This window comes from Melioribacteraceae bacterium (genome assembly GCA_030584085.1).
Taxonomy (GTDB): domain Bacteria; phylum Bacteroidota; class Ignavibacteria; order Ignavibacteriales; family Melioribacteraceae; genus SURF-28.
On the sequence record CP129490.1, the window covers coordinates 1,465,154 to 1,485,500 of the forward strand.

At 36.5% G+C, this 20,347-nt stretch carries 10 protein-coding genes; 9 read left to right on the forward strand and 1 reads right to left on the reverse strand.

What is annotated here, in order from left to right; translation table 11 throughout:
• Positions 1–312 precede the first annotated feature (312 nt).
• From QY331_06635 to QY331_06675, 9 genes are all read left to right on the forward strand, one after another.
• The gene (locus QY331_06635; GenBank protein ID WKZ70924.1) at positions 313–2,388 is read left to right on the forward strand and encodes a hypothetical protein; all 2,076 of its coding nucleotides are present in this window, start codon (positions 313–315) and stop codon (positions 2,386–2,388) included.
• A gap of 12 nt (positions 2,389–2,400) precedes the next feature.
• Positions 2,401–4,488: a T9SS type A sorting domain-containing protein gene (locus tag QY331_06640; protein WKZ70925.1), complete on the forward strand. Its 2,088-nt coding sequence runs from the start codon at positions 2,401–2,403 to the stop codon at positions 4,486–4,488.
• A gap of 49 nt (positions 4,489–4,537) precedes the next feature.
• A complete protein-coding gene (locus QY331_06645) occupies positions 4,538–6,091 on the forward strand; it encodes a hypothetical protein (protein ID WKZ70926.1) in 1,554 nt (517 codons plus the stop codon).
• Positions 6,088–8,895: a TonB-dependent receptor gene (locus QY331_06650; GenBank protein WKZ70927.1), complete on the forward strand. Its 2,808-nt coding sequence runs from the start codon at positions 6,088–6,090 to the stop codon at positions 8,893–8,895. Before QY331_06645 ends, QY331_06650 begins: the two co-directional genes overlap by 4 nt.
• Before the next feature lie 36 nt (positions 8,896–8,931).
• Positions 8,932–9,912 (forward strand): PorV/PorQ family protein, encoded by a 981-nt coding sequence (locus QY331_06655; GenBank protein ID WKZ70928.1) that lies wholly within the window; start codon positions 8,932–8,934, stop codon positions 9,910–9,912.
• Positions 9,913–9,918: 6 nt separating this feature from the next.
• Complete coding sequence (locus QY331_06660; protein ID WKZ70929.1) at positions 9,919–11,004, forward strand: hypothetical protein; 1,086 nt, start codon at positions 9,919–9,921, stop codon at positions 11,002–11,004.
• Positions 11,005–11,058: 54 nt separating this feature from the next.
• On the forward strand, positions 11,059–12,303 hold the full coding sequence (locus QY331_06665; GenBank protein WKZ70930.1) for a T9SS type A sorting domain-containing protein: 1,245 nt from the start codon (positions 11,059–11,061) through the stop codon (positions 12,301–12,303).
• A 31-nt stretch (positions 12,304–12,334) separates the two neighbouring features.
• Positions 12,335–15,655 (forward strand): lamin tail domain-containing protein, encoded by a 3,321-nt coding sequence (locus QY331_06670; protein ID WKZ70931.1) that lies wholly within the window; start codon positions 12,335–12,337, stop codon positions 15,653–15,655.
• Positions 15,656–15,728: 73 nt separating this feature from the next.
• The gene (locus QY331_06675; protein WKZ70932.1) at positions 15,729–18,641 is read left to right on the forward strand and encodes an endonuclease; all 2,913 of its coding nucleotides are present in this window, start codon (positions 15,729–15,731) and stop codon (positions 18,639–18,641) included.
• Between the two features lie 234 nt (positions 18,642–18,875).
• Here QY331_06675 and QY331_06680 read toward each other — a convergent pair whose 3' ends face one another.
• The gene (locus QY331_06680) at positions 18,876–20,291 is read right to left on the reverse strand and encodes a T9SS type A sorting domain-containing protein (GenBank protein WKZ70933.1); all 1,416 of its coding nucleotides are present in this window, start codon (positions 20,289–20,291) and stop codon (positions 18,876–18,878) included.
• Positions 20,292–20,347: the final 56 nt, after the last annotated feature.

Genomic DNA, 20,347 nt, shown 5'->3' on the forward strand with positions numbered 1-20,347 from the left:
GATTATTCTTGATCATTTATTTTATTGTACTAAAATATTTTGATTACTTATTTGCGCGACAAACTCGGACTTGAGGTTGTTATTTAGCAATTATTTTTATTTACCTAAATTAAAAAAACTACTATATTGCCATGAACTTTTAAGCAGGTAAACATCTTGTTTTTTTTAGTAGATGTTAACATTTTTTAAACAGCTATTAAGTAAAAAGATTGAATAGATATTTCTAAATTTAGTTGCTTACAGTTAACAATTTTGCAAATCATTAATAACGTTCTGCCGCTTTTTATAGCCGCATACAAGACAGCTTAATCAATGAAAAGAAAGTTCTTTATAATTTTTATCGCACTATTTCTTTGCTATTTTAATTCAGCTTCCCAAGAAAAACCATCCAATAAAATAACAGTGGATGACGACTCTAAATACACCAACGTCGGAAATCTTGCTTTAACTATTACAAATTTTGGAACGTATGGACACGGTTTCAGTAAGTGGCCCGAACAACCTTCATGTGAATATCCAACTGGTAGTGGTATTGAACATCTTTTTGATGGAGGTCTTTGGGTTGGTGGATTTTTAAGTGACGACTCAACAGGATCAAATAAAATTGGACCGTTTGTTTCAACCGGTGCCGTTGATGCTTCCTCAGTTTCTAATAGAGGTGGGGGTTTTGAATACACGAACCAAAAACAAGATTATGTTGTTGAGCGTTCTTCTCTTCTCGAATCCGAATTTTTTAGTCCGAAAGCAATTTCCCATCAAGATCTTGTAATGGAATACACAGATACTAATACTTTTATTGGTTCTGAACCCATCCCTGATCATAATCCATTAGGTATTGTTGTTAGACACGAAGCCTATTCTTGGAATTTTCCTTTTGCAGACTTTTTTGTGATAATGAATTATTGGATAAAAAATGTTGGCGATAAATATATAGATAGTGTTTACGTTGGATTATGGACTGACGCAGTTGTTAGAAATACAAATGTAACAGGAAGACCTTCCGGTAGCGATTTCTTTAATAAAGGTGGCAATGGTTATAACGATTCATTAAAGATTGCATACGAATTTGATGCGACAGGGGATGTAGGATTTACTGACAGTTATATTGGAATTCAGTTTCTTGGATCAGACACAAACACGGACTCTGTCAATTTTGTTAGCTGGCAGTTTAGGAATACTGATGATCCTCGTTTTTTTGCTCCGGTTCTTGATGTTGAACGTTATAATAAGATGAGAGGATTCTTCGGAAGTAATAGCAGGTATAATGATGGTGTTAACCCTAACGAATTAAAAACGCCAAGTAATCGTTCGATTCTAATTACAATGGGGGATCTAAATTCTATAGCTCCTGGAGATTCTATAAATATAACATTTGCGATTGTAGCTGCAAAGAAAACAGGAATAGATTTAGCTGCACTCGATACAGAGGAGCAAAAAACGGAATTATATGCTCATGCTGGATGGGCTCTGAGGGCTTATAATGGCGAAGACAGAAACGGCAATGGTATATTAGACCCGGGTGAAGATTTGGATGGAGATGGTAAAATTACGCGTTATATACTGCCAGCACCGCCACAATTACCAAAGACTAAAGTAGTACCTGAGAGTCAAAGTGTATCTATATATTGGGATAAATCTTCCGAAGAATCTATTGATCCAATTTCAGGGAAAAAAGATTTTGAGGGTTATAGAATTTATAGAACAAATCCGGGTTATGAATTAGGAGAAAGTACAGATTTAATAAATTCACTTGTGAAAGTTGCCGAATTTGACAGACTGGGAAATGATGTAGGTTTTAACACCGGATTTAACTCAGTAGAATTGAGTGAGCCCGTTACTTTTGAAAATGATAACACGGAATATTACTATAAATTTGAAACTGAGAATCTTCTTAACGGCTGGCAATATACTTTTACAGTAACTGCATTTGATGAAGGAGATCCAGAAAATAATCTGGGTAGTTTGGAATCCAGCTTGCTTGGTAACTCGCAGCGGGTCCTTCCCGGCACACCGCCTACTTCGGAAGAAAATAAAAATATTGGTGTTTATCCCAATCCTTATTATGGTGGTGCTTTTTGGGATGGTTCATCCGAAAGACTTAGAAAAATTTATTTCTATAACCTTCCGGAAGAATGCGAAATTATTATTTATACGCTTTCGGGCGATATCATTAAAAATATTTATCACAATCAGCAAAGCAACGGATCTGATATACGCTGGTTTGAAAATTTCGCGAGAGACGGAAAACAGAAGATGTCCGGCGGTGAACATGCATGGGATTTAATTAGTAATGACAGCCAGGCAATTGCAACCGGAATGTATCTGTTCTCCGTTGAGGATAAACAGACCGGTAAAATTAAAACAGGAAAATTTTTAGTCATAAAATAAAAGGAACTAACAATGAAGAAAGCATTACTTCTTTTAACGATAGTATTATTGAGCATGCCCATCATTGCTCAGACCTTTCCGGAAATAACAATAAGAGATATTCAATTTATTGCAGATCAAGATCTGTTAAATCCGCCTCACGATTATGAATCACCTTATGAAGGTGATACAGTAGTTGTAACAGGTGTGATTAATGTGGCGCCATATTTTTACTCTACCGTTGATAGCGGTTTAACTTTAATTACAGGCGCACCTGCTATGTATATCCAAGATCCGAATGACCCGGAATTTGGTGGAATGCTTGTTAGATTTCCGGGCGGATCGGGTGCAGCTTTTAATTCACTCGATACCGGTATGGTTGTTAAAATTACCGGCTATGTCGATGAATATTTTACTACAACCCAATTCAATATGATAAAATTTGAAGCCGGAGACGTAATTGATTTTAGCTCTCGACCACAACCTGTTCTGTTTACTTTAGATGAGTTTAGCGAAACCGGAACATCAGATCCTACTTACTTAGCTGAAAGATGGGAACACTCCTATGTTGAGTTTAGAAATGTGACTGTTAGTCATGCGTATTCATTTGGATCCGGTACCTATGTTATATTCGACGAAAACGGAACAGAAATATTAGTAGGAAATAAATCAACACACTGGCGGAACCAACCCTTACCACTTCCCGGTACAGTGCTTGAGTATATCCGTGGATATATCGAAGATAGAACTAATATTGCACCCTATTATTATATGATAAATCCTGTATACCCTAATGACATAAAAGTTGGTTCTACTCTTCCCCCGAATGTTTCCAATGTTGATAGAGACATTGCGCTTGTTGGTTTTGGTGATCAAGTAGGTATTTCAGCAGACGCACTTGATTCAGATGGAACTATTAGTTCTGTGAAGGTATTTTATCAAGAAAACGGCGGTGCTTCGAAATCTGTAAACATGACTTTAACTGCCGGAAATACTTATACTGCCACATTACCTGCGTTCAATGATTCAACATTAGTTTCATTCTATGTTAAGGCGACTGATAATCAAGGCAATTCTTCCGCAAATCCGCAGGATACAGTGGAAAACAGATACTTTTACTGGGTATTAGATAGAGATATTACAATTCGTGATGTACAAAAAAGTCCTTTTGGCGGCGGTTGGAGTGCCTATGATGGCTTTGAAGTAACTGTTTCGGGTATTGTAACTTCGGATACGTCAACAATTGGTTCTTCTGCAAGAGTACATGTACAGGATGGTACTGGTCCATGGTCGGGTATATGGGTTTTTGGCGATAACGTTTTACATCTTAGAGAAGGTGATAACGTCACCATAACAGGTACCGTAGATGAAGATTTCGATTATACACGAATAGAAAACTTAACCAATGTTGTTATTAACTCTACAGGAAATCCACTTCCTGATCCTTTAGAAATTACAACTGATCTTGTTGCTACCTCGAGCAGCGGAAGTCTACCTGCCGAGTCTTACGAAGGTGTTTTGGTAGCATACTCTAATGTTACCGTAATTGATGAAAATGCTGACGGAAATGCGGGTCCTGATCAGGGTAGCGGCGGTAGCAGAAATTTTGGCGAAATTATTATAGCTGATGACAGTAATATTGGAACAAGAGTTGAACTGCAGCAGGGCAACAACGATTATCATAACTTCTGGGATTCATCTTTGGAAAATGAACCGATAAGAATACAAACCGGAAATAGTTTTGATAAAATTATCGGTATTCAATATTTCTCATTTAGCAATTACAAACTTGTTCCAAGAACCAATAATGATTTTGAAGGAATGACAACAAGTGTAGAGGATGAAGTTTTGACTGCAGATAATTTTGCATTAGCACAGAACTATCCAAATCCGTTTAATCCTTCGACTGTAATTGAGTTCTCCATCCCAATGACTGGAAAAGTATCATTAAAAATTTATGATATTTTAGGTCAGGAAGTAATGAGCCTGCTAAATAAAGAAATGAACCGTGGTATTCATAGAGTTAATTTTGATGCTTCGAAACTTAGTTCCGGAATCTATTTTTATACTCTGCAGTCAGGTAATTATATACAGTCTAAAAAAATGATGCTTATTAAATAATTTATTTTGGGCGATGCAAATTTTTGTATCGCCATATTTTTTAGAATCTATGAAGAAATCAATTTTATATAATCTTGTCTTCGCTTTAATAGTATTTGGATTTATATCTTGCAGCGAATCACTTACGGATAACCAAATTCCAAATTCTGCCCCCGATACTTTTATATTTTTATTCCCGGATAACGACATAAGCCAGCAGCCAAGCCGACTTCAAGTACACTGGTGGGGTGATGATCCTGACGGATTAATTGTTGGTTTTTATTTTAAGTGGGATGGTTTAGATGATCATTGGACTTTCACTAGCAAGAATGACAGTCTTTTCTCATTGCCTATAGGAACTGCGGACACTACATTTAGTTTTCTAGTAAGTGCTGCTGATAATGGTGGCAACGGTATTTATGATAATTCGGTGATGCAGAATGGAATTGATTACGGACCAGAACCATTTATTGATATGAATGATAATGGAGTTTATGATAATGGGGAACAGTTTTATGATATCGGCTTAATTGACCTTACTCCGGCCGAGAGATTATTCCCGATTAAAAATTCACCTCCTATAGTAGAATGGAATGAAGCAAGTAGTCTTCCTCTCGTATCATTTCCGGTAATAACAGTTGGATGGAATGCAACTGATACCGACGGGGATGAATCTATAACTGAGATTGAAATTGCATTAAATGATACATCCAATTTTGTTGCACTTGGCGGCTCAACAAGACTTGTTACACTTCGAATACAAGATCTTGCGGCAGCATCCCCGCAAATGGAAATTCTATTAAATGCAGATGAAAACAATATTAATCCCGAATTGCTTGGTGGTCTAAAACTAGACGATAATAATAGAATAATATTAAGGGCTAAAGACATTTCAGGTGGAGTATCTAAGCAAATAGTTCTTCCGGATACTTCAAGAGATTGGTTTGTTAAAAAGCCAAGGGGAAAGCTTCTCATTATTGATGATTATGAAGGGGGAGCTGAGGCTGCTAATTTTTATATAACCAGTTTTAACAGTCTAAATGGCGGGGTTTTGGTTGATAAATATGATGTATTCGATTTGGAAAATAATTTATTACCTTATCCAAATATTTCATTTTTAGAAACACTTAAATTGTTTGACTACATCTACTGGTATTCCGATGCAAGTCCAAATCTTACTTTTGCAAACTTGGTAACGCAAAAATTTATAAATAATGGTGGTAAAATTTTCTTTTCAATGACTTTTGAAGAAACTTCCGGTGATTTCGCATTTGATCTAGCGACTTTACAAAATTTTCTTCCAATTGATTCATTAGGGCAGGATCAAGCCGTTCCATTTCTATTAAGAGGAGCTTCAATATTACCATCAAATTCAGGTTCAGGTTATCCACAGTTAGAAACAACATCAACAGTAGGTTTTGTAAGAACATTTGTTCCATCGGTTACAGCGGTTGAAGTTTATGATTTAGCAAGTCAACAGATTAATGGAAACATTAGCTTCATCGATAACTCAAAGAGTCTTTTCTTTATTGGAATCCCACTAAATAACGCTGATGGTATTTCCGGAAATGTTCTTAAATTATTAGAAAAAGTATTATTCGAAGAATTTGGCTTAAACTTATGAAAAAATATTTGCTGATTTTATTCATAATTACTTCTCAATTATTACTTGCACAGACTAAAGGAAGAGTAGGCGGCAGTATAGTTGATGCTGCCACAGGCGATCCGCTACCTGGAGTGAATGTTTTAGTTAAAGGTACATACTTTGGTGCAGCATCTGATTTTAAAGGGGAATTCATAATTAATAATGTTACCGAAGGTTCATATACAATCGAAATATCTTTAATTGGTTATAAGACTTTACAATATACGGGTGTTGTAGTTGAGTCAAATAAGACGACGTTTTTGGAAGTTAAGATGGAAGAGTCAGTACTTACATTAGAACAAGATGTAATAGTAATTGGTGATAAGCCCTTAGTTGATATCGAGGAGACCCAGAGTAAAAAGACTATTACTAAAGATGATATTGAAATGGCCGTAGTAGAGGATATAAAGGATCTAGTTACACAGCAAGCTGGAGTTGTTAAATCTGATAATTCGATTCACATTCGAGGCGGCAGAAGTTATGAGAATGCATTTCTATTGGATGGAGTTTCGGTTCAAGATCCTCTTGCCGGAACTGGGTTCGGACTGCAATTAAGTTCAAACGCGATTGAAGAGGTTGAAGTAATCACTGGTGGTTTTAATGCTGAATATGGTCAGGCTACTTCGGGTATTGTAAATGTTAGAACAAGAGAAGGAAGTGAAAAGATATCTGGGTACTTCTCTTATAAAAGAGACAATTTTGGGGATAGATCATCCAGCCATGTATTTAATATAGATATTGCCGAAGCTAACCTTAGCGGACCGGAGCCAATCACAAGTGTCCTACTTCCTGCGATCGGATTAGATATACCCGGAAATATTTCTTTTTTCACAAGTTTCTACATGGGTTTATCGGATGGAATTACTCAAGGATTATATAAACCCACAGCTAAACAGCTTTATTCTTCTACGTTTAATGGGACAAAATTTGCACCAAGAGCAGAGAATAGTTGGTTTTTTCTTGGTAAGCTGACTTATAGTATTACGCCAACAATGAAGTTAACTTATTCTTATAATCAATCAGTTAATATCAATCAGAATTCACAATCATTACAGGCAAATTTAGAATACGTTGAACCGAGTCCGGGTTATCAATATACTTATCAGAACATTTTAGATAATGCGAACACATTTACACATAACAATATTTATAATACAATAAGTTGGACACATACACTTAACTCATCAACATTTTATGAAATCAAAATAAGTCATTTCTTCTCGAATCTAAGAGCTGATGCTAATGGTCTTTCTTGGTCAGAATACACAGAACCAAAAGATATAGTCACATTTCCTATTGAGTATTATAATCAAGGAAGAGATAGAATTGGCGTAATCCCGGGTGATGGTTTGTGGGATGTTGGAAACCCATCAACTTGGAGAGATCATTACGTGGATGAATTATCATTCAAAGGAGATTTAACAAGTTTCTTTGATGAGAAGAATAAATTTAAAGCGGGATTTAATTTTGTTTTTCAGGAAATGCAGCAGATAGATATTTATAGACCATGGATTGGTGAACTCGGATTAAATAATGATATCTATAAAGTTCATCCTGCGCGTGGTTCAATGTATGCTCAGGACAATATAAACTTTAGCGGGATGATTCTAAATTTTGGTTTAAGAATGGATTTTTGGTTTCCCGGTAAATATGTAGATGATGCGGTCAAGAATCCAGATGTAGTTACTATTCCAGATGAAATACGTGATCGTTATTATGAAGATTCATTCGGATGGTTTGGCGATAGAAGATTCAAAGCCCGTTTGAGTCCCCGAATTGGAATATCCCATCCGGTTACAGATAATCAGATATTGTTCTTTTCGTACGGACATTTTAGTAAATGGCCAAGACCACAGTTCGTTTATGCAAAACTTAATCCAACGAGTGCTCAGTCTTCATTTCAAAAATTCGGAAATCCAAATTTAAATCCTGAGACCACAGTAGCTTATGAGCTGGGGCTTAAAACTTCGTTTTCTCAAAATGATGTTTTAACCGTAACGGCATACTACAAAGATATTTTTGATTATGTAAGAACAAGAACTGCAATAATTCAATCTGCTCGATTTGCAAATCAATCCTTTATAACCTATGCCAATCTTGATTATGCTCGTTCGCGTGGAATAGAAATAGAGTATAGAAAACGGTTAGGCAATTGGTTTACCGGAATGTTTACATTTTCATATGCTATTGTAACAGGTAAAAGTTCATCTGCAGATGAAGGTGTTTTAATTTTAAGAGGTGATCTAGACGAAACGATCAAGGAAGAATACGTTTCATGGGATAGACCTTTTACTGCTTCAACAAGCTTGAATTTTAATATCAGGAAGGGAGAACCATTATTTGGATTTGGGGAAGGCATACTTGATGATATTAGTATCTATACAAGACTATTTTTCCAATCTGGGAAACGTTACACACCAGCTGTGTTTTTGAACTCATATGATCCTGATGGGCGCCCTGAATACAACTTTGATAGAACAAACAGGTATGGTGAAATAGGTGATAACTGGTTCTGGATTGATTTAAATATTACAAAATATTTTGAAGTTGCTGGTTTGAATATGTCGGTATTCGCAGAGATAAACAATTTACTGGATACACAAAATTCAGCTATTATAAACCCGGTAACAGGAAAAGCGTATGAATACGGTGATCCAACTCCTACGGATTGGAATGATCCGTTGTATCCGGATTTGCAGGCACCAATTTCACCTTATCCCTTTAATCCGGCAAGGTATTTAACAAAGCGAAATATAAAATTTGGTTTCAGCGTTCGCTTTTAGCAAAAAATTATATGCGATTAAGTTAAGGAAGATTAATTGAAGCGATTTTTTTTCTGTTTTTTATTCATTGCACTAGTCTCGGGTAATTTACATGCTCAGCTTTTCCCGACCTTAGGTGGTCAACGAGCTGGAATTTCTACGGCACAGTTTCTCAAAATAGGAGTTGGTGGACGTGCGACCGCAATGGGGGATGCTTTCATTGCTGTTGCTAATGATGCATCGGCACTTTATTGGAATCCGGCTGGATTAGTACAAACAAAAAGAGACGAAATACTAATTTCGCACAACCAATGGTTAGTTGATATTTCTCATCAATTTATTGGAGGTATTTATCACATCTCAAGTAACGATGTGATAGGTGTTTCTTTAACCGCGCTTCATATGGATGATATGCCCGTTACAACCGAAGTTAGACCTTTTGGAACGGGAGAGTATTTTACATTTGCCGATCTTGCAATTGGATTCACTTATTCCAGAAAAATGACAGAGCAGTTTAGTTTTGGTGGAACGATAAAGTATTTTGAGGAAACTCTAGATAAGCTGAAGATGCGTGGAATTATGATAGATCTTGGAACTTACTATTGGACTGGACTTGGGTCAACAAGGTTTGCAGTAACAATTTCAAATTTTGGAAATGAACTGGCACCGGACGGTGAAGTTGTATTGTTCGGTAATAGAAAGCAATCTGAATGGCAATCATTCTCTCCACCAACGATATTCCGTTTTGGAATTGCACTAGAGCCATATCAAGATGAACAGCATAGAGTAACCGCTTCTGCGCAATTGAATCATCCGAATGACAATAGTGAAAATGTTTCTGCTGGTGTAGAGTATTCATGGAAAGAAATCCTTTACGTTAGAGGTGGTTATAAAATAAATGTAGAGGGTCAAGATTTTACATTTGGAGCTGGAGTTAGTGCCCCAATAAGTTTTGCCGACATAACATTTGATTATGCCTATGCAAAATTTTCTAAGTTAGGTTCTGCTCATAGATTCTCATTATTGTTAGGGTTCTAAAATAAAATGAAGACGATTTTAATTATAATTTCGCTTTTTGTATTTGCATTATTATACACATCATGTGCTGATAAATTCGATGTAACTCAATTTGATTCGGCTTTTGATGATAATCCAAACATTGGCGACACGGTATATATTCAACAATTTCCCGTTTGGCAAGGATTTAATAATCCTAAAGATTTAATTATTGGTAGGGAACCATTTTTGTACGTAGCAGATACTGATAATGATAGGATTGTAATGATGAATGTTGCCGGCGATAATCTTGGAAACATTTCAATCAAAAAACCTATTGCACTTGCACAGGACTATCAATTAAATCTTATTGTTTGTGCGGAATATGACACTACCATAAATGGTACACAAATAAATATGGGTGCGGTTTACAAAATAAATTTAGTTGATGCCGGACACATAATTGCAAACGCTAAAATTACCCGCTTATTACCCAAATCTAATTTTGATTTTAATCGACCTAATAGAAGATATACGGGTGCTGCAGTTTTCAGTGACAATTCGTTTTATATCTCGCGAACGGGACCGGAAAACAATAATCCGATAGACCCTGATAATGTAATTATGATCTTTAGAAAGAAGACTTTAACCGACGGGACAAAAGTAGATACATTAGTTGGAAGTTTACCGTCATTTCAACCGACTGGAACAGGATTGATGTCCGCCTATGAAATAAGTTCACTTACTTCGCTTAATAATGGCACTATTGATTTTATAATGACCTTAACCGGTGACACAAGTTTTAAAACACAATGGTTAAGATATATTCAAACGACAGATTTCACCGGTTATCAAAGCAGGCTCTCCGCTTTTTCATCTGATCTTATGGCAGTTGATAAGTTTGAAAAGCCTGAAGACGCAACGATAGATAATGTTGGCAATATTTACGTTGCAGATGCAGCAAAGGATTCGGTATTTAAGTTCAGCAATTTCGGTGATGAGTTAACATCATTTGGTGGAAGTGACTTATTAAATTCTCCTCATGCTGTGGGTTATTTTGACAGAACACTCTATGTACTCGATACAGGTAATAACAGAATTTTGCGATTTATTTTATCGACAGAATTAGATTAACTCTTTGAAAAATTAAAGTATTTTTTTTGCTCTTTTAATCTTCGGATTCATAATATGGAAAAACACCTTCGAGTGCTATTATTGGCACTCTTGTTTTCAGCGAACTTACTTTTTAGCCAAGAATTAGTAAAAATTGCTACTTACAACGTCTTGAATTATCCCGATAATTCGTTTACAAGAAATCCTTACTTTGCATTGATAATGGACGAGATTGATCCGGATATTTTAGTTGTTCAAGAAATTAAAAGCCAAACGGGAGTTAATCAATTCAGATCAAATGTGCTAGGCTCAAAATATAATGCTGGGACATTTGTTGACGGACCCGATGATGACAGAGCGATTTTTTATAAAGACTCTCTATTTACGTTTGTTTCAAATAATCCAATCAAGACAAGTCTTAGAGATATAAATGAGTTTACTGTAGTTCATAACTTTACTCAAGATACACTTAGATTATATGGACTGCATCTTAAGGCCTCGAGCGGTTCGGATAACGAGCAACGAAGATTAGATGAAGTTACAGCATTAAGAAGTGTAACCGATCAGTTATCTGATGGAGTGTATTTTATAGTTCTCGGCGACTTCAATGTTTATTCATCGTTTGAACCGGCTTATATAAAGCTTCTGGATAATTCAACGCCCGGATATGTGATAGACCCAATAAACAAACCGGGAGGCTGGAATAATAATTCTGCTTTTGCAGAAGTTCATACTCAATCGACTAGAACTGATAATATAGGCGACGGTGGATCGACAGGGGGTCTTGACGATCGCTTTGATCAAATTTTAATTTCGGAATCGATCTATCAACCCGGTGGGGTAGATTATGTAAGCGGTACTTATACATCCTTTGGAAATGACGGTAATCACTTTAACGGCTCAATAAATGACGGTACAAATACCGCTGTTGGTTCTGAAGTTGCAAATGCGCTTTATATTGCTTCAGATCATCTTCCTGTATATGCTGTTTTTGATTTTGGTATTTCAACCGGAGTTGATGATCCAGAGAATTCTGAACTAAATTTTGAATTATCTCAAAACTACCCTAATCCGTTTAATCCATCTACAAAAATTTCTTACTCACTTTCTGAAAACAGTAATGTAATTATAAAAATTTATGACATACTCGGAAAACAGATCGTTGAATTAGTAAATGAAATAAAATTAGCTGGCACATATACAACTGAATGGAATGCATCGGATTATTCCTCGGGTATATACTTCTACTCTATCGAAGCCTCATCCATCAGTAGTGGTAAATATTTTTCAAATACAAAAAAAATGATGTTGGTTAAATAAACGATACTTATAAACAAAAAATGGAGGCAGCTTGATCAAGAAGTTATCCTACCTACTTATGCTACTTTTTATTGCATCGGTAACGTACTCACAAGTATTCATATCCGAGTACCTTGAAGGAAGCAGCAATAATAAAGCGGTAGAAATTTTTAACGGCGGAACAACTGCGGTTGATCTTTCAAACTACAGATTCGTCAGAGCAAACAATGGTAGTCCAACATTACAGGACTCACTTGTACTTGCCGGAACCTTAAATCCGGGTGATGTGTATGTGTTGGCTAATGCGAGTGCGATAACAGCAATTTTAGATTCTGCAGATACTACAGGATCAATAGCCTTTTTCAATGGAGATGATTATGTAGGTCTTCAGGAAAACCAAGGCGGGAATTGGGTAACGATAGACGCAGTTGGTAAGTTAGGTGAAGATCCGGGAACGGCTTGGCCGGTTGCAGGTATCGCAAATGCGACTGCCGAGCACACTCTTGTGCGTAAATCGTCAGTTAATCAAGGAAATACAAATTGGACTGCATCGGCAGGTACTGATTCGACTAGTTCAGAGTGGTTAGTTTATCCACAAAATGATGTTAGCTATATCGGTTGGCACACCATGAATCCTCCAACAAGTTATCCGAATATATTCTTTTCTGAATATATTGAGGGTGGATCAAACCGCAAAGCATTAGAGATTTACAACCCTGATACGGATTCAGTAGATCTTGCCAGTATTCAAATTGCTCAAGCAACCAATGGTGGCGGTTGGCAGTTTTATCATGTATTTCCAGCAGGAGCAAAAATAGCTCCCGGAGATGTGTGGGTGATTGTAGCAGCCGATGATTATTCTTCGGTTAGTTATGATACAACTGATGCAGATGAAGTTTTACCTTATCCAAGTGTAGTCCATCATAATGGTGATGATGCCAGAGCTTTGATTTATATTGATGGTGTTGATACAACTTTTATTGATATAATTGGTACACCGGATAGCGATCCGGGTAGCGGTTGGACAGTTGCCGGAATAGCCAATGCGACACAAAATCATACACTTGTTAGAAAAGCTGCGGTTACAGTTGGAAATACAGATTGGACAGCTTCAGCCGGAACTGATACTTCGGATTCTGAATGGATTGTTTATAATCAAGATATTTTTACTTATTTAGGCATTCATCCGGGTGCAGTACAATTACCTGATCCAGAGCCAAGTGAACATGTAACTAATTTATCTTCCACTGCCGGTGAAAATAATATAGAATTGGCTTGGACAGATGCTGGCGGAGCTCAACTTCCTGCAGGTTATTTAATTCTTATCAATACAACCGGAACATTTACCGATCCGATAGATGGCACTCCGGTTGCGGATGATAATGATTATTCTGATAATGCAGGTGCTCAAAATGTTGCACAGGGAGTACAGATGTTTAACTTTACAGGTCTTACTCCTGAAACGGAATACTTCTTCCAAATTTACCCTTACTCAAACAGTGATGTAGAAATAGATTATAAAACAGATGGATCTGTACCGGCAATTGCAGATACAACCTTAGAGGATGTGGTCCAAGTTGTCCCGAATATATTTTTCTCGGAGTATATAGAAGGCGGTTCAAACCGCAAAGCTTTGGAAATTTTTAATATTTCATCTGAAGTTGTAAGCCTAGCTAATGTTCAGATAGCTCAATCGGTAAACGGTGGTGGCTGGCAGTATTATCATTCATTCCCGTCTGGTGCTTCAATCAATCCAGGTGGTGTTTGGGTAATTATTACTAATGATGATTTTACAGGTTATTTTGATGCTGCAACTGCAAATGAAATATTACCATTCCCAAGTGTAGTTCATTTTAATGGTGACGATGCAAGAGCGCTTATATTTATTGATGGTCCTGATACAACTTTTATTGATGTGATTGGTGTGGCAACTCAGGATCCTGGCAGTGGTTGGGCTGTTGCTGGCGTATCTAACGCAACTCAAAACCATACTCTTGTCAGAAAATCATTCATTGAGCAAGGCAATACTAGTTGGTCATCATCTGCCGGAACAAATTCATCTAATTCTGAATGGATTGTTTATGATCAAGATGTATTTGATCACTTGGGAATTCATGCATATGCGGAAGCTCCTGATATGCCACCGGTGGTATCTGACGTGTTCAGGGATAATTATGTGCCATATGAAGATGAACCAGTAACCATAACTGCAATGGTAACAGACGATAATAATATTTTAAGCAGTATAATATTGTATTACAGCGTAAATGGAGTTGCTACTGCAAAAGAAAATATTATTCAAACCGAGATTCCTATGACTGCAATTGGTAACAATTATTATTCAGCCACTATTTCAGCAGATGTTTATGCTGACGGTGATTATGTTGAATATTACATTGTTGCAATCGATGAACCAGTAAAAGGACAAAAAGATACAAGTGCTACAGGTTCATTCTTTGTCGGAATTACAGATATTAGAGATGTTAAAGTAGCTGACAATAATGTTCGTCCGCAATATCTTGGTGTTGGAGTAAGAATTATTGGAACTGCAACAGTTCCAACCGGAACTTTCCATCCAACGAGATTTGAAGCTTATATACAAGATTCAACGGCCGGTATCGGTTTATTTAATTCTGCACTAACTACTCCTATTGTAACCGGTAAACGTTATGTGATAGTTGGTAGATTAGATTTCTACAATGGATTGATGCAAATATCTCCACAAACAGAATCAGATATACTTGATTTAGGAAGTGTGGGACAAGTTGAGCCGTCTGTTGTAACAATTGGTGAAATTCTAGCAGATCCGGAATATTATGAAGGTATGCTAATAAGATTGAACGGAGTGTCTTTAGATGCAAGCACTCCATGGCAATGCTCAGGTTCCGGAGCTAATTTAACATTCACGTCCAACGGAGAGCAAATAACAGTAAGAATAGATGCTGACACAGATATATGCGGTGCAGAGGAACCAACTTGGCCGGTAGACTTACTAGGCGTAGTAGGCCAGTTTGATCCAAGTTCACCCTACAGTGAAGGATATCAAGTACTGCCAAGATCATTAGATGATTTCTTAACACCAACCGATGTTGATGAGGAAGAAATTCCACTTACATATGGATTAGAACAAAACTATCCGAATCCATTTAATCCAAGTACAACTATCAAGTTCTCAATACCAGAACAAGGATTGGTTACCTTAAAAGTATATAATCTGCTAGGTGAAGAAGTCATAACATTAATTAACAATCAATTAGAAGCAGCATACCACGAAGTGAAATTTGATGCTTCACAACTAGGAAGCGGAGTTTATTTCTACCGAATTACCTCAGGTGATTTTGTCAGCACCAAGAAAATGCTTCTAATTAAATAACCTTTTGTTTTATCGTAAACCTCGGGGGCATTCCGCCTTCGAGGTTTTTATTTTTAAATGGACAATATTCTATATGATACTTACTCGATTTATTACGAACACTATTCTAGTTCTCCTTTTCTCATCTTCAATATATTTTTCACAAGGATATTATGATGGAACGAGCGGTTTAACCGGGCAGGCATTAAAATTAAAACTGCATTCAATTATTAATAATCATCATAAGCTTACATACGCACAAGTGTGGTCAAGTTTAGAAATTACCGACGAAGATCCACTAAATACCAACAATGTTATTCTTTTTTATACAGGCAGATCACAGGATAAAGATTTGAAAGATCAGGGATCCGGAGAAGATACTTGGAATAGAGAGCATGTTTGGCCGAAGTCGCATGGATTCCCGAATGAATCTGATACAGCGTATACAGATATTCATCACCTGCGTCCAGCTGATAGATCAGTTAATAGCAGCAGAGGTGATAAGGATTTTGATAATGGGGGTTCACCGCATGTAGAGGCTCCGGATACCTATACCGATTCGGATTCATGGGAGCCAAGAGATGAAATTAAAGGTGATGTTGCTAGAATGATGTTTTATATGGATGTACGCTATGAAAATAGTGGATCCTTAGACTTAGAATTGGTTGATTACACAGGAACAAGTTCGGGTACACCCAACTTAGGTAAATATTCAACATTACTTGCCTGGCACTTCGCCGATCCAGTAGATGCTGCCGAACAAACGAGAAATGAAAAAGTTTATAACATACAAGGCAATAGAAATCCATTTATCGATCATCCCGAGTTTGTAACAGCTATTTACCAAAGCAGCGTTACTCCGGAACCTTTTAATCATGTTGAAGATTTCTTCGCACTTTCTCAAAATAATAGTTCTATAACTTTAAGCTGGAATGAGAACCCAGGTTCACAAGCTGCGGATGGTTATTTAATTAAATCAAGCAACACTAGTTTTGCATCTATTCAACTCCCAACAGACGGAGTAGCAATTTCGAATGATTTGAATGTTGACGATGGCTCCGGTGCTGTTAATCTAATTGCAGGTAACTCATCTTATACATGGTCAAACCTTTCTTCAAATACCGTTTACTATTTCAAAATTTTTCCCTACACAAATTCCGGTGCTAGTATCGACTATAAAGTTGACGGTACAATACCTCAGGCATTTGATACAACTCTTTCCGGAGGTAATATTGATCTGCCGAATTTGTTTTTCTCCGAATACGTAGAAGGCGGTTCTAATCGTAAGGCATTGGAGATTTATAATCCAACTGAGGAAAGTATAAGCTTGGCGAATATTCAAATTGCCCAATCTGTGAATGGTAGGGGATGGGAATACTACCATACATTCGCCAATGGTGCAGTAATAAATTCTAAAGATGTGTATGTGCTAATTACCGATGACGATTTTTCAGGTTATTTCGATGTTGGATTAGCCGATGAAATTTTACCTTACCCAAGTGTTGTACATTTTAATGGAAATGATGCTCGGGCATTAATCTATGTCGATAATGAAAATGAATACATAATAGATGTAATTGGAGTTCCAACGGAAGATCCCGGCAGCGGATGGTCTGTTGCTGGCATTTCTTCTGCAACTCAAAATCACACTTTAGTTCGCAAGCTGGAAATTACGAGCGGAAACACAAATTGGAGTTCTTCTGCCGGAACAAATTCAAACGATTCGGAATGGCTGGTATATGATCAGGATGAATTTTCATATTTAGGTAATTATGGAAGTTCAGATAATCCTACTGATCTCCCTCCTTCCGTTTCGAACGTAACCCGGAACCTTACTGTTCCTATGGAAGATGAAGTTTTACAAATAAGCGCAGATGCAACAGATGATAATGGAATAAATTCAGTACAACTGAATTATAGAATTAATGGAAAAGCGAGCAGTTCAAATATGACCAAAGGAAGCGGAAATACTTATATAGGGTCAATATTTGCATCTGAATATGAAAATGGTGATAAAGTTTCATTCTATATAACTGTCAATGACAATGCGACTGTTACTCAAAGCGATACCAGTAATACTTTTTCATTATTAGTTGGTATGTCGACTATTTCGGATGTAAAAGCTATGAATACCGATGGAATGCCAATACTAAATAATTTTGCTGTTATGGTAACAGGTACTGCTTCTGTATCAACCGGTACGTTTCATCCAAGTAGATTGGAAACTTTTATTCAAGATGATAGTAGAGGAATTTCTGTTTTTAACTCCAATCTTAATAATGAAATTGTTATTGATAATTCATACAAAATTGCTGGTATTATAAATAACTACAATGGATTGATGCAAATATCTCCACAAACAGAATCAGATATACTTGATTTAGGAAGTGTGGGACAAGTTGAGCCGTCTGTTGTAACAATTGGTGAAATTCTAGCAGATCCGGAATATTATGAAGGTATGCTAATAAGATTGAACGGAGTATCTTTAGATGCAAGCACTCCATGGCAATGTTCAGGTTCCGGAGCTAATTTAACATTCACGTCCAACGGAGAGCAAATAACAGTAAGAATAGATGCTGACACAGATATATGCGGTGCAGAGGAACCAACTTGGCCGGTAGACTTACTAGGCGTAGTAGGCCAGTTTGATCCAAGTTCACCCTACAGTGAAGGATATCAAGTACTGCCAAGATCATTAGATGATTTCTTAACACCAACCGATGTTGATGAGGAAGAAATTCCACTTACATATGGATTAGAACAAAACTATCCGAATCCATTTAATCCAAGTACAACTATCAAGTTCTCAATACCAGAACAAGGATTGGTTACCTTAAAAGTATATAATCTGCTAGGTGAAGAAGTCATAACATTAATTAACAATCAATTAGAAGCAGCATACCACGAAGTGAAATTTGATGCTTCACAACTAGGAAGCGGAGTTTATTTCTACCGAATTACCTCAGGTGATTTTGTCAGCACCAAGAAAATGCTTCTAATTAAATAACCTTTTGTTTTATCGTAAACCTCGAGGGCATTCCGCCTTCGAGGTTTTACTGAATTAATTGGAAGTGCAAGATTCTGTAATTACTCCAGCACCATATTTGATGAATTTATTTACAAAGATATTATGATAAAGCAGATCCCGCGAGAGAACGGGCGTGTGAAATGATTTATCGTGAAATATTCCTACATCAAGCAAAATGCGAGATCCGACCGCTTGATCAGATCTCGCGTGTAATTACTTAAGGAGTATCATTTTCTTTGTCGCTTCTCCGAACTTAGTAATCAGTTGATAATAATAAACGCCGCTGCTTAAGTTAAATTCATTAAGGGTCATCTCATGCTTCCCGGCTAATTTAAATCCGGAATCGATTAATTTTACTTCCTGCCCAATTGCATTAAATAGTTTTAGAGAAACATTTGTGGCTATTGGTAGATAGTAAATTATCTTCGTCATGGAGTTAAATGGATTTGGATAATTCTGATATAGCACAAAGTCCTTTGTGAGTTTACCCATGTCACCAACATCTACCACCATAGTATAAGTCATTAAGTATTTACTAAAAGGATTCCAAGAGGATGAATACCACATAAAAGTTTCAATTTCACTATGATAACCATACTGATTGTATGAATAGTAGTCATGCCAAAAGTTTTCCCACGCTCCGTTATTCCAATATTGCTCAATCACATCATTTAACTGATTCTGTTGATTATAGTTGTAAGTATATTTTTCTTTTGACATCTGATCAGATGTTCGAGCCCACATAGTTACTACGCGTTCCTTTTCTAAAGTATCAATATAGGTCGATTCTGATAGATATTCATCCTGCCAATTAGAACCATTGTGATACTGTCTATGATGATAAGTTCTTTTTTTATTGTTATTGTAAGCTGTAGTGTCCCAAAGAAATGGATCGAATGTCACACCACTATCATTACTTATGACTGACTTTTTTGATTGCTCCAATCCATCCGAATTATATCTAATGTCTTCTCTAAACGTTAAGAACCAACTTGAATCTGGTCCAAAATTTCGAGTTTCACGAGAAGTTCGTTGACCTTGTTGATTATAGGTAAATGTTGATTTATGCAAATAACTCCATTTAGGTGAGGGATTCCAATAATCATATTGACTTGAAATCGACTCTACTAATTGTGAATCTGGACCAAATACATTATCCTCAGCTACGTATGGAGCCCATGCATTTTGGTACCATGTTTGATCCTCTATATGAATCGGATTTCCATTGGAATCATTAACAACGATAGACCTTGAAGAATTCTCCCATGCTGTACCAGAATATGATTGATAGGTTGTCATTGTATTAAACCCACTTTCATTATAATCAAACTGAATTCTGAAATCGTTTTGCCAATCAGATCCATCCCAAACTTGATCCATAATTTCATCAACTTTACCAATAGTATTATACTGATAGGTTGATCTGTAATCGTTATTGTATTGTGATCCGTCATGGAATTGAACTAAAAATTCTGATATCATAGCATTGGAATCAATTTTTGCTGAAATGTTGGAGTTTCCCAAATACTTAACCTTAAGTGAACCCTTTTCAAAATTGATTCTTTCTTGTGCAAATGAAATTGAAATACTTATCAGTAATAGAAGAATTGATCTTAAATACATTTTCATGATTTCCCTCCATCAGTGGATTACATTTTTTAAACGTCCTTTGAAAATCGTCATCA

Excerpts from the sequence above, each read along its gene's own strand:
- QY331_06635 (WKZ70924.1), top strand. The coding sequence starts at position 313 with ATGAAAAGAAAGTTCTTTATAATTTTTATCGCACTATTTCTTTGCTAT.
- QY331_06640 (WKZ70925.1), top strand. The coding sequence starts at position 2,401 with ATGAAGAAAGCATTACTTCTTTTAACGATAGTATTATTGAGCATGCCC.
- QY331_06645 (WKZ70926.1), top strand. The coding sequence starts at position 4,538 with ATGAAGAAATCAATTTTATATAATCTTGTCTTCGCTTTAATAGTATTT.
- QY331_06650 (WKZ70927.1), top strand. The coding sequence starts at position 6,088 with ATGAAAAAATATTTGCTGATTTTATTCATAATTACTTCTCAATTATTA.
- QY331_06660 (WKZ70929.1), top strand. The coding sequence starts at position 9,919 with ATGAAGACGATTTTAATTATAATTTCGCTTTTTGTATTTGCATTATTA.
- QY331_06665 (WKZ70930.1), top strand. The coding sequence starts at position 11,059 with ATGGAAAAACACCTTCGAGTGCTATTATTGGCACTCTTGTTTTCAGCG.
- QY331_06675 (WKZ70932.1), top strand. The coding sequence starts at position 15,729 with ATGATACTTACTCGATTTATTACGAACACTATTCTAGTTCTCCTTTTC.
- QY331_06680 (WKZ70933.1), bottom strand. The coding sequence starts at position 20,291 with ATGAAAATGTATTTAAGATCAATTCTTCTATTACTGATAAGTATTTCA.